The 11,117-nt window shown below is 70.7% G+C and carries 12 protein-coding genes; 3 read left to right on the top strand and 9 right to left on the bottom strand.

The window, feature by feature from the left end; translation table 11 throughout:
* Nucleotides 1-168: 168 nt before the first annotated feature.
* The 9 genes from EJK15_RS30455 to EJK15_RS30415 form a co-directional block, all read right to left on the bottom strand.
* Nucleotides 169-1,593: an acyl-CoA carboxylase subunit beta gene (locus tag EJK15_RS30455; RefSeq protein ID WP_138713914.1), complete on the bottom strand. Its 1,425-nt coding sequence runs from the start codon at nt 1,591-1,593 to the stop codon at nt 169-171.
* A complete protein-coding gene (gene fabF, locus EJK15_RS30450) occupies nt 1,594-2,826 on the bottom strand; it encodes a beta-ketoacyl-ACP synthase II (protein ID WP_138713913.1) in 1,233 nt (410 codons plus the stop codon).
* Nucleotides 2,827-2,881: 55 nt separating this feature from the next.
* Nucleotides 2,882-3,121: an acyl carrier protein gene (locus EJK15_RS30445; protein WP_138713912.1), complete on the bottom strand. Its 240-nt coding sequence runs from the start codon at nt 3,119-3,121 to the stop codon at nt 2,882-2,884.
* Between the two features lie 89 nt (nt 3,122-3,210).
* On the bottom strand, nt 3,211-4,167 hold the full coding sequence (locus tag EJK15_RS30440; protein WP_138713911.1) for a beta-ketoacyl-ACP synthase III: 957 nt from the start codon (nt 4,165-4,167) through the stop codon (nt 3,211-3,213).
* The gene (locus tag EJK15_RS30435) at nt 4,164-5,060 is read right to left on the bottom strand and encodes an ACP S-malonyltransferase (protein ID WP_138713910.1); all 897 of its coding nucleotides are present in this window, start codon (nt 5,058-5,060) and stop codon (nt 4,164-4,166) included. The genes EJK15_RS30440 and EJK15_RS30435 overlap by 4 nt, the downstream gene beginning before the upstream one ends.
* 103 nt (nt 5,061-5,163) lie before the next feature.
* Nucleotides 5,164-6,288 (bottom strand): PucR family transcriptional regulator, encoded by a 1,125-nt coding sequence (locus EJK15_RS30430; protein WP_138713923.1) that lies wholly within the window; start codon nt 6,286-6,288, stop codon nt 5,164-5,166.
* A gap of 103 nt (nt 6,289-6,391) precedes the next feature.
* Nucleotides 6,392-6,823: a DUF350 domain-containing protein gene (locus EJK15_RS30425; RefSeq protein WP_138713909.1), complete on the bottom strand. Its 432-nt coding sequence runs from the start codon at nt 6,821-6,823 to the stop codon at nt 6,392-6,394.
* A 73-nt stretch (nt 6,824-6,896) separates the two neighbouring features.
* On the bottom strand, nt 6,897-8,042 hold the full coding sequence (locus EJK15_RS30420; protein WP_138713908.1) for a glutathionylspermidine synthase family protein: 1,146 nt from the start codon (nt 8,040-8,042) through the stop codon (nt 6,897-6,899).
* 3 nt (nt 8,043-8,045) lie between these two features.
* Entirely contained in the window at nt 8,046-8,444 is a 399-nt protein-coding gene (locus tag EJK15_RS30415) for a hypothetical protein (protein WP_138713907.1), read from the bottom strand.
* A gap of 101 nt (nt 8,445-8,545) precedes the next feature.
* Here EJK15_RS30415 and EJK15_RS30410 point away from each other — a divergent pair, with 101 nt between their 5' ends.
* From EJK15_RS30410 to EJK15_RS30400, 3 genes are all read left to right on the top strand, one after another.
* The gene (locus tag EJK15_RS30410) at nt 8,546-9,589 is read left to right on the top strand and encodes a PHP domain-containing protein (protein ID WP_138713906.1); all 1,044 of its coding nucleotides are present in this window, start codon (nt 8,546-8,548) and stop codon (nt 9,587-9,589) included.
* 220 nt (nt 9,590-9,809) lie between these two features.
* Entirely contained in the window at nt 9,810-10,538 is a 729-nt protein-coding gene (locus EJK15_RS30405; protein WP_138713905.1) for a helix-turn-helix transcriptional regulator, read from the top strand.
* A 77-nt stretch (nt 10,539-10,615) separates the two neighbouring features.
* Nucleotides 10,616-10,975 (top strand): VOC family protein, encoded by a 360-nt coding sequence (locus tag EJK15_RS30400; protein ID WP_138713904.1) that lies wholly within the window; start codon nt 10,616-10,618, stop codon nt 10,973-10,975.
* Nucleotides 10,976-11,117 lie beyond the last annotated feature (142 nt).

Here is an 11,117-nt window from a genome sequence, read left to right as displayed (position 1 = left end):
GCACCGCCCAGCCCACCACGCGTCCTCGCGCCCCGGCCGCCTGTGAGCTGGCCCGCACCTGAAAGGCCCCGCACCGACGTCGGTGCGGGGCCTTCTCACGAACGGCGAAGGGCCGGCCGGCAGCACAACAGGCCCGCACCGGAAGAGGTGCGGGCCTGTGTGGAGAACCTACAGCGGGATGTTGCCGTGCGCGCCCCGGGCCGGGGTGGCCTGGGCGAGGACCTTGGCGAGCGCGCCGCGCGTCTCCTCGGGCTTGATCACCTCGTCGATGACCCCCAGCTCCTGCGCCCTGGCCAGCCCACCGGCGAGCTTCTCGTGCTCGGCGGCGAGCCGCTGCTCCAGCTCCGCCCGCTCCTCCTCGGACGCGGCCGCCAGCTCGCGCCGCTTGAGGATGCGCACCGCGGCCACCGCCCCCATGACCCCGATCTCGGTCGTCGGCCAGGCGAACACCTTGGTGGCGCCCAGCGCGCGGGAGTTCATCGCGATGTACGCCCCCCCGTACGCCTTCCGCGTCACCAGCGTGACCCGCGGCACCGACGCCTCGGCGAAGGCGTGCAGCAGCTTGGCGCCGCGCCGGACCACGCCGTCGTGCTCCTGCCCGACACCCGGCAGGTAACCCGGAACGTCCACGAGGACAACCAATGGCACGCCGAATGCGTCACACATACGTACGAAGCGGGCGGCTTTCTCGGCGGACGTGGCGTCGAGGCAGCCGCCGAGCCGCATGGGGTTGTTGGCGATCACGCCGACCGTCCGCCCGCCGAGGCGGCCGAGCGACGTGACGATGTTCGGTGCCCACTTCGGGTGCAGCTCGATGCCGGGCTCGTCCAGCAGGCCGTTCACCAGCGGCTTGACGTCGTATGCCCGGCGCGCGGACTCGGGCAGCAGCGTGGAGAAGTCGACTTCGCCGATCTCTCCGGTGCGGACCCGGCCCTGGTGTCCGAGCAGCGTGGCGAGCTGGCGCGCCTTGACGAACGCGTCGGTCTCGGTCTTGGTGATCACGTGTACGACGCCGCTGCGCTTGCTGTGTGGCTCGGGGCCGCCCAGGGCCGCGCTGTCGACGTCCTCGCCGGTGACGCTGCGGACCACGTCGGGGCCCGTGACGAAGATGCGGCCGGAGTCGGCCAGGATGACCAGGTCGGTGAGCGCCGGGCCGTACGCGGCGCCGCCGGCGGCGGCGCCGACGACCACGGAGATCTGCGGCACGACGCCGGACGCCTTGGTCATGGCGGCGAAGACCCGGCCGACGGCGTGCAGCGACTCGACGCCTTCGGCGAGTCGCGCACCGCCGGAGTGCCAGATCCCGATGACCGGCACCCGTTCGCGGACGGCCACGTCGTAGGCGTGCACGATGTGCTCGCAACCCTCGCTGCCCATCGCGCCGCCCTGGAAGCGGGCGTCGCTGCAGAAGGCGACGACGGGAACGCCTTCGACGCGGCCCATGGCGGCCAGGACACCGCTCTTGTCCTCAGCAGTGATCAGCCGCAGCGAGCCCTCGTCGAGCAGCGCGGCCAGGCGGACGACGGGATCGCGGGGATCAGCGGGCTCCTGGTCGGAGCCCGGCGTCACCACCCGGTTGTCGAGCACGGTCATTTAAGCCCCCTTAAACACGACGGCCACGTTGTGCCCGCCGAATCCGAACGAGTTGTTGACCGCGGCAATATCGCCTTCGGGAAGCGTGCGGTTCTCGCCGTAGACGAGGTCCACCTCTATGCCGTCGTCGAGGTCGTCGAGATTGATGGTGGCGGGGACGATCCGCTCCTGCAGCGCCTTGATGGTGAAGACGGACTCGATGCCGCCCGCGCCGCCGAGCAGATGCCCGGTCATGGACTTGGTCGAGGTGACCAGCGGGTGGGTGCCGATGGCCTTGGCCACCGCCTGCACCTCGCCGACGTCGCCCGCGGGGGTCGAGGTGGCGTGCGCGTTGACGTGCTTGATGTCCAGTCCGGTGATGCCCGCGTCGTTGAGCGCCTGCGTCATCGCCATGATGATGCCCCGGCCCTCGGGCTCCGGCTGGGTGATGTGGTGGGCGTCGGCGGAGTAGCCGACGCCGGCGCAGTAGGCGTAGATCCGCGCGCCGCGCGCCTTGGCGTGCTCCTCAGACTCGAGGACGACGATGCCGGCGCCCTCGCCGAGCACGAACCCGTCGCGGCCGCGGTCCCATGGCCGGGAGGCGCCCGCCGGGTCGTCGTTGCGGGTGGACATGGCCCGCGCGGCGGCGAAGGCCGCCATGTTGAGGCCGTGGATCGCGGCCTCGGTGCCGCCGGCCACCACGACGTCGGCGCGGCCCACCCTGATCATGTCCATGGCGTAGCCGATGGCCTCGGCACCCGACGCGCACGCCGACACCGTGGCGTGCACGCCTGCCTGGGCGCGCAGGTCGAGGCCGATCCAGGCGGCTGGGCCGTTGGGCATGAGCATCGGCACCGTGAAGGGAGACAGCCGGTTCCAGCCCTTCTCCTTCCACGTGTCGTAGGCGCTCAGCGTGGTGCTGATGCCGCCGATGCCGCTGGAGACCACGACGCCGAGCCGCTCGGGCGCGACCTCGGGGGCGCCGGCGTCCTGCCACGCCTCCCTGGCGGCGACCATGGCGAACTGCTCGCTGCGGTCGAGCCTGCGGGCCTCGGGCCGCGGCAGCACTTCGGCGGGATCGACCGCGGCCGTCCCCGCGAACTTCACGGGGACGGCGTCGATCCAGTCCGTGGTGAGAGTCTCGACACCCGACTGACCGGCGAGGAGCGCCGTCCAGGTCGAGGTGACGTCTCCACCGACGGGCGTCGTCGCGCCAAGTCCGGTGACGACGACACGTACCCGGTTCGCACTCACGTTATCGCGCTCCTTGCTGATCAGTTCTGGGCAATCGTTTCTGCGTCGGTGGTTTTCAGCCCTGGATGAAGCCCAGGACGTCCTTGACCGTCTTCAGGTTCTTGAGCTGGTCGTCGGGAATCTCGACGCCGAACTCGTCCTGGGCGGCCACGGCGATCTCGACCATGGACAGGGAGTCGATGTCGAGGTCGTCCACGAAGCTCTTCTCGGGGGTCACCTCCGAGGCCGGAATGCCGGTGATCTCATTGATGATCTTGCCAAGGCCCGCGAGGATGTCCTGCTCGGTGGCAGCCATGTCGTTGGTTCTCCTTTGGTTTTTCTGGGGTTCTGCACGGTCTGCGCCGTACAAGCTCTGACGTCGGTACGGCGGAGCCGTACCGGATCCTACGGAATCTCGATCACTTGGCCCGCGTAGGTGAGCCCGGCGCCGAAGCCGAGGATGAGCGCGAGACCGCCTGACCGGACCTCGCCGCGCTCCAGCATGCGCGACAGCGCGAGCGGGATGGACGCGGCGGAGGTGTTGCCGGCGTTGACGATGTCGCGCGCGACCACGGCCTGGTCGGCGCCCAGCTTGCGGGCGATGGCCTCGATGATGCGCAGGTTGGCCTGATGGGGGACGAACGCCGACAGCTCCGACGGGTCCACTCCCGCGCGGGAGCAGGCCTCCAGGGCCACCGGGTGGAGCGTGGTGGTGGCCCAGCGGAACACGGTCTGGCCCTCCTGATGGAGGAAGTTCGCCCGGTCCTTGATGATGATGGCGTCGGACTTGTCGCCGGCGCTGCCCCAGACGACGGGGCCGATGCCGGGGGTCTCGGAGGGGCCCACCACCGCGGCTCCGGCGCCGTCGGCGAAGATCACGGCGGTGGACCTGTCGGTCCAGTCGACCCACTGCGACAGCTTCTCCGCGCCGATGACCAGCACGTTCCTGGCCGAGCCCGCGCGGACGGCGGCGCTGGCGGTGGCGAGCGCGTAGCAGAAGCCGGCGCAGGCGGCGTTCACGTCGAACGCGCCCGGCGACTTGATGCCGAGGCGGTGCGCCACGATGGCCGAGGCGTTGGGGATCTGCGACTCGAGGGTGCAGGTCGCGACGATGACCAGGTCGACGTCGTCGGGCGACAGGCCGCTCGCGGCCAGCGCCTTGCCGCCGGCGATGGTGGCCATGTCCTCGAGCGACTCGCCCTCGAGCGCGACCCGGCGCTCCTTGATGCCGACCCGGGACTGGATCCACTCGTCGTTGGTGTCCATGGTCTTGGCCAGGTCGTCGTTGGTGACGACGTTCGCCGGCTGGTAGTGGCCGAGAGCCAGCACCCTGCCGCCTGGGGCGATGTCGGGGATCCTCACTTGATCAGCTCCCTGGCCGCGTCGAGGTCGTCTGGGGTCTTCAGCGCCACCGTCTGGACGCCGCGCAGGCCGCGCCTCGCCAGACCGGTCAGCGTGCCGCCGGGCAGCAGCTCGATCATCTTGGTGACGCCGAGTCCGGCCATCGTCTCCATGCAGGCGCCCCACCTGACGGGGCTGCTGACCTGCTTGACCAGTCGCTCGACGAACTCGGCGCCGGAGCCGACCGGCTTGCCGTCGGAGTTGGACAGCAGCGTGACCGCCGGGTCGGCGGGGTCGACGGTCGAAGCGGCCTCGCGAAGGCGCTCCACGGCCGGAGCCATGTGGCGGGTGTGGAACGCGCCCGCCACGGACAGCGGGATGAGCCGGGCGCGGGCCGGCGCGTCGTCCTTGAGCGCGGCCAGCTCCTCCATCGTGCCCCCGGCCACGATCTGGCCGGCGCCGTTGATGTTGGCGGGCGTCAGCCCGTGCCGCTCGAGAGCGGCGAGCACCTCGTCCTCGGCGCCGCCGAGCACGGCGGTCATGCCGGTCTCAGTGACGACGGCGGCCTTGGCCATGGCCTGGGCGCGCTCGCGGACGAGAGCGAGCGCCTGCTCGCGGGTGAGCACCCCGGCCAGCGCGGCCGCGGCGAACTCGCCCACGCTGTGGCCGGCGAGCACGTCGGGGGCCGCGCCGAGTGCCTCGGCCGAGGCCAGCGCGGCGGCTACGAGCAGGGGCTGGGCGACGGCGGTGTCGCGGATCTCGTCGGCGCCGGCGGTCGTCCCGCAGGCGACCAGGTCGATCCCGACGACCTCCGACCAGGCGCCGAGGCTGTCCGCCAGACCGGGTAGCTCGAGCCAGGGAGCCAGGAAGCCTGGGGTTTGGGCACCTTGGCCCGGAGCGACGAGTACAAGCACAAAACCCACCTTGCCCTGTAGAACTCCAACACGCGGATAAGGATCCGTACGAACTTTGTCCGGGGTGATTTGTGGGAACCCTACAGTGGGGATTTCGGCGTGGTTACGTTAGGGCCCGCCACGTTACAGCGCTCTCCGCAAGCCTGCCGAGGATCAGCCCGACCTGCAGCGTGAAGGCGGACCTGCCCTCGGTGGGCTGGTATCCGGTCAGCTCCGTGATCTTCTTGAGCCGGTAGCGCACGGTGTTCGGGTGGACGAACAGCAGCCGCGCCGTCGCCTCCAGCGAGGTGCCCTGCTCCAGGTACGTGGCCAGCGTGTCGAGCAGCGGCGTGCCGGCGAGCGGCAGGTAGACGTTCTCGATGAGCTGCTCCCTGGCGTCGTCGTCGCCGTCGAGCGCCCGCTCGGCCAGCAGGTCCTCGGCGTGCACCGGCCGTGGCGCGTCCGGCCAGCCCGAAGACGCCTTCAGCCCGGCCAGCGCCGCCCTGGCGGACCTGGCGGCCGCGTGCAGGTCGGGCACCTCGGGGCCGATCACGATGGGCCCCACGCCGAAGCGGGCCACGACCTGCCTGGCCGCGTCGTCAACGCCGCTGGCGCCGCCGACGATCACGATCAGCCGGTCGGCCTGCACGCCGGCCAGCAGGTCCATGCCGATGCGGCGGCCCTTTTCCCGCAGGCCGTCGATGACCGCGCGGGGGTCGCCGTCGGGGGCGTGACCGGCGATGACGACCACGGGAGAGGAGGTCCAGCCGAGCGCGGCGGCCCAGGAGTGCAGCCCGTCGTCCACCTCGCCGCGTACGAGGGCGTCCACGATCAGCGCCTCGAGCCGGGCGTCCCACGAGCCCCTGGCCTCGGCCTCGCGGGCGTAGACGTGGGCGGCGGCGAAGGCCACGTCACGCGTGTAGCGCAGCATGGCCTGCTGGAGCTGGTCCTCGCCGCCGGATGCGGCCAGCTCGTGCGTCTGTGCCTCGACCACCTCGACCACGACCCTGACGATGTCGACGGTCTGCTGGAGCGAGATCGAGCGCTTGAGCTCGCGCGGGGCCGTGCCGAAGAACTCGATGCTGGGCGTGGGCCGGTCCTCCCCGGCCGTCGAGAACCACTCGACGAACGCGGCGATGCCGGCCTGGGCCACGAGCCCCACCCATGACCGGTCCTCGGCGCTGAGTGCGCGGAACCACGGCAGCTGCTCGTCCATGCGGGCCATCGCCGCGGTGCCGAGCGAGCCCATGGCCCGCTCGAGCCTGCGCGTGGTGTCCTCCCGGATCCGGTCTGTCACGCCTCCTAGAGTGCCAGGTCGATTCGGATGACCGAGACGGTGGTGTCGCGCACGGTCATATCACCGCCACGGCGGTGATCAGGCCGATCGCCACATGCGTCACGGCCAGCAACCGCGCGCCCGGCTGCAGCTCGGACTCCTTGATCAGATCGCGTACCGAGATGCCGACGATCCGGTCGAAAAGCAGCATCGCCACGGTCTGCACCACGATGCCGACCAGGCCGAACACTGCCGTGCCCGCCAGGCCCTCGGCGAGCCGGCCGCCGGAGGACCAGATGGAGGCGGCCACGATCAGGCCGACGGCGGCCAGGGCGGAGGTGGCCAGCAGGGTGGCGTTCGGGTTGCGCTCGGTGCGGATGATCTCGCTCAGCTTGCCGGGGGTGGCCCAGTCGATCACGTAGAAGCCGATGATCATCAGGATCACGCCGACGGCGGCATAGGAGGCGATGGCGCCCGCGCCACGGGCGAGGGTCTCGAGAAGGGTCACGTCTGATCCAATCACGGGGAGCGTCCCGCCGTGGGGCGAGAGGATGTCGTTCGGAGTGGGGCTGGAGAACACGTCAGTCGGCGATGCGGTGCGGGACGAAGGAGGAGGTGTCGTCGGTGATGAGGCCGGTCGTCTCCCTGATGCCCAGCCCGGCGGCCTCGTCGGCGACCACCCAGGCGCCGAGCACCGGCCGCTGCCCCTCGAACACCGGCAGGGCTTCGAAGCCCTGGAAGACGTAGCCCTCCTTGCCGTATCTGCCGGGCGTCTCCTGGGTGCCCTCCGGGGTGACGATGCGCATCGAGGCGCCCTCCCTGCCGAGCAGCGGCTTGGCGATGTAGGAGGTCAGCTCGCGCGGCCCGTCCAGGTAGGCGGGCAGCAGCGCGGGATGGCCGGGGTAGAGCTCCCACAGGATGGCCAGCAGCGCCTTGTTCGACAGCAGCGCCTTCCACAGCGGCTCGATCCAGGTGGCGTGCCGCACCGCGTGCCGGCCGAACTCGTCGGCCAGCATCCACTCCCAGGGGTAGAGCTTGAACGCCGAGCGGAGCACCTGCTCCTCGACGTCGACGAAGCGCCGGTTGAGAGAGTCCCAGCCGATGTCCTCCATGGCGATGGCGATCGTCTGCAGGCCCGCCTGCTCGGCGGTCTCCTGCAGGTATGCCACCGTCATCGCCTCCTCGCCGGTCTGGTCCGCGTTGGTGAACGCGAAGTGCACGGGGCCGGGCGGCAGCCGAAGCTCGCGCCAGCGGTCGATGAGCCGCTCGTGGACGGAGTTCCACTGGTCGCCGCCGGGGTGGACGTCCTGCAGCCAGAACCACTGCACGACCGAAGACTCCACCAGCGAGGTCGGCGTGTCGGCGTTGTACTCCAGCAGCCTGGCCGGGCCCGTGCCGTCGTAGCGCAGGTCGAAGCGGCCGTAGACGTAGGGGTCGCGGCGCTCCCACGAGCGCGCCACCTCCTCCCACGCCCACTCGGGGATGGCGAAGTCGGCGAAGCGCCCGGTCGAGACCACGTGCTCGACGGTGCGCAGGCACATGCCGTGGAGCTCCTCGACCTGCGCCTCCAGCGCCTCGACCTCGTCCATCGAGAAGACGTAGTGCACGGACTCGTCCCAGTAGGGCCTGCTCAGGCCCTCGGGGTGGGCGGCGTGGTGGTAGGCCAGACCCTGGCTCTCGATCGTCTTCTCCCAGCCGTCCCTGGGAGTGCCATGTTCGCGGCGCACGCGTCAGCTCCCGCTGCTCGAGTTGCTGCCGAATCCGCCGCGCTGGATCGACTTGCCGTTGCGGGAGGTGATGTTCGTGTCGGAGGGGCGGAGCGTGGTGCCGCCCTGGATCCGGTTGCCGACCCTCCTGCCGCCGTAATACCACATGTACGCCCCCCGCGAGCTGCCGTAATAGACGCGGGTGCCGCTGTCGTCCTCGCAGTAGTCGTCGTCAACGGCCTCGTAGGTGCCGTCTTCGAGCTGTACGACGCAGTCCGCGGTGACCTCGTCGTCGTCCTGAACGGCGGCGCAGTAGCCGACGAGCATCACCGACAGGACACCGAGAATGGTCAGCGGGATGGCCTTGGACGACTTGCGGGGTGGCTGTGGAGGCGTGTGGTTTCTTTGCGCCGGTGATGCCATCTAGCTCCTGCTTTCCTGGGCCGATCAGACTATCGGTGGCCCGCGTCGGTGTTCAATCGGGACGCGCTGCCAGTTGTTCTTCCTTCGGGTATGAACGACGTATGGAACCGGTTGAGGCGCTGCGCGAGATCGCCTTCCTGCTCGAGCGCGCCGGTGAGCCCACCTATCGAGTGCGCGCCTTCCGCCGCGCCGCCGCGGTCGTCGCCGACCTCCCCAGGGACGAGCTCGAGCGGCTGGCCCGCACCGGCGGACTCGGCGACCTGCCGGGGATCGGCAAGGTCACCGCTCTTGTGGTCAACGAAAGCCTGGACGGGCAGGTTCCGACGTACCTGCGCAGGATGAGGGCCACCGCGGGGGTCGAGCTCGACGCGGAGACCGCCGCGATGCGGACCGCGCTGAAAGGCGACCTGCACAGCCACTCGGACTGGTCGGACGGCGGCTCGCCGATCGAGGAGATGGCCGAGGCGGCCATCTCGCTGGGGCACGAGTACGTGGCGCTGACCGACCACTCGCCGCGCCTGACCGTCGCCAGGGGCTTGCCGGCCGAGCGGCTGGCACGGCAGCTCGAGGTGGTGGAGAAGCTGAACGAGCGGCTGGCGCCGTTCCGGATCCTGACCGGCATCGAGGTGGACATCAACCTGGACGGCTCGCTCGACCAGAATCAGGAGCTGCTGGAGCGGCTGGACGTGGTGGTGGCCAGCGTGCACTCCAAGCTGCGCATGGGCGAGGCGGACATGACCCGGCGGCTGGTCACCGCCGTCGCCAACCCGCTCGTGGATGTGCTCGGGCACTGCACCGGCCGGGTCGTGCAGGCCGGGGGCAAGCGGGGCGTCAAGCGGCCGGAGTCGGAGTTCGAGGCCGAGCTGGTCTTCGAGGCCTGCCGGCGGTTCGGGGTGGCGGTCGAGGTCAACTCCCGGCCCGATCGGCTCGACCCGCCGAAGCGGCTGATGCGGCTGGCGTACGAGATGGGGTGCATGTTCGCGATCAATTCCGACGCGCACGCGCCGGGGCAGCTCGACTGGCAGCGCTACGGGTGCGAGCGGGTCGCCAGGTGCGGCATCGAGGCCGAGCGCGTCGTGAACACCTGGCCGCTGGACCGGCTGCTCGAATGGACTCGGGGGAGCGGCGACCGAGAGGGGCTCTGATCCGGTGCCGGGTGAAAGGCGCGATCGTTTTGCCCCGGTGTGAAAGCGGGGCCCATCGCGCCCGGCGGCAGGCGGGCCCGAGGGCGGTGTGAGATGCGCCACAGGTTGTGGTGGGACACTGGCCGCAGGCGTGAGACCCCTGTGGCGGCCCGGTTAGGAGGGTGTCCCGGGGCTGCCGGGCGCTCCGCGATTGTCGGTGGCGCGGCGTAGCGTCACGGCTGTGAACCGTACCGACCGGCTCTACGCACTCGTCGAAAACCTGCGTGCCATCTCGCCCCGCTGCCGCTCCGCCCGGGAGCTGGCCAAGCGGTTCGAGGTGAGCGTGCGCACGATCGAGCGCGACATCACCGCCCTGCAGGAGTCGGGGGTGCCGATCTATGCCGAGGCGGGCCGCAAGGGCGGCTACGCCATCGACAAGAAGATGTCCCTTCCCCCGCTCAACTTCACCCCGGCCGAGGCGGTGGCCATCGCGGTTGCGCTCAGCCGTGCCGGGGACCAGCCATTCGGCCGGCAGGCGCGCAGCGCCTTACGCAAGGTGGTCGCCGCCATGCCGGGCCCCGAGGGCGAACTGGCCAGGGAGCTGGCCCGCCGGGTGCAGCTCGTCCACCTGCCGCCCGAGCCGGGCGGCGACATCCAGCCGCTCGGCGCCGAGGGCATCTCCCGGGCCATCGAGGAGGCGCTGCTGCGCCGCCGCGTGCTCAGGCTGGACTACGCCGACGCCAAGGGGGCGCTCACCTCACGTGACGTCGAGCCGGGGGTGTTCCTGGGCGGGCGCGGCGGGTTCTGGTATCTCGTGGCGTGGTGCCGCTTGCGCGACGACGTGCGCGTCTTCCGCCTCGACCGCATCGCCGCCGCCACCGTCACCGCCGAGCGCTGCCCCGACCGGCCGCTCGAAGGCTTCGCCACCGACGTGCCCGAGATGATCGTGCACGGCACCGTGCTCGATTAGTCAATCGAAAACACCGACATAGGGTTGTCGCCTCCGCGTTAGATCGTTGTCTTGTTCGAGAAAGTAAGGAGACGACGATGGACAACACGGTGACCTGGTTCGAGGTCGCGACCGACGACCCCGAAGGCGCTCAGACGTTCTACGGCGGGCTGTTCGGCTGGACGTTCGCGAAGGATGAGAGCGGTCCGCTCGACTACCGGATGATCGGTTATCCGGGCGGCGAGCAGCCGGCGGGCGGGCTGTTCAACACCAAGGGGGACTTTCCCAACCACGCGATCTTCCACGTGCACGTGGCCGACGTCGAGGAGACCTGCGCCAAGAGCGAGGCGCTCGGCGGCAAGGTGATCACGAAGGTGGTCGGCGGCGGCGGGGGCACCGACTTCGCCTATCTGCGTGACACGTCCGGCAGCGTCTTCGGAGTCTTCCACAGCAGGTGATGCCCCGTCGCCGGGCCGGGGAGAGCGACTTCCCCGCCGACCCCGGCAGGCGACGGGCCGCCTCCAAGGAACAAGGGTTCCCAGGAGCGGTTCACCCATAGCCCTGGACACGCCGCCGATCGCCGAGCGGCGGCGCGTCCAG

The sequence above is a fragment of the Nonomuraea basaltis genome (assembly GCF_005893125.1).
Classification (GTDB): Bacteria; Actinomycetota; Actinomycetes; order Streptosporangiales; family Streptosporangiaceae; genus Nonomuraea; species Nonomuraea basaltis.
This window is presented reverse-complemented; position numbering and strand designations above follow the sequence as displayed.

What these genes read in the sequence shown, in the direction of transcription:
- EJK15_RS30455 (WP_138713914.1), bottom strand. Translation starts at nt 1,593, where the DNA reads ATGACCGTGCTCGACAACCGGGTGGTGACGCCGGGCTCCGACCAGGAG.
- EJK15_RS30445 (WP_138713912.1), bottom strand. Translation starts at nt 3,121, where the DNA reads ATGGCTGCCACCGAGCAGGACATCCTCGCGGGCCTTGGCAAGATCATC.
- EJK15_RS30430 (WP_138713923.1), bottom strand. Translation starts at nt 6,288, where the DNA reads ATGGGCTCGCTCGGCACCGCGGCGATGGCCCGCATGGACGAGCAGCTG.
- EJK15_RS30415 (WP_138713907.1), bottom strand. Translation starts at nt 8,444, where the DNA reads ATGGCATCACCGGCGCAAAGAAACCACACGCCTCCACAGCCACCCCGC.
- EJK15_RS30410 (WP_138713906.1), top strand. Translation starts at nt 8,546, where the DNA reads ATGGAACCGGTTGAGGCGCTGCGCGAGATCGCCTTCCTGCTCGAGCGC.
- EJK15_RS30400 (WP_138713904.1), top strand. Translation starts at nt 10,616, where the DNA reads ATGGACAACACGGTGACCTGGTTCGAGGTCGCGACCGACGACCCCGAA.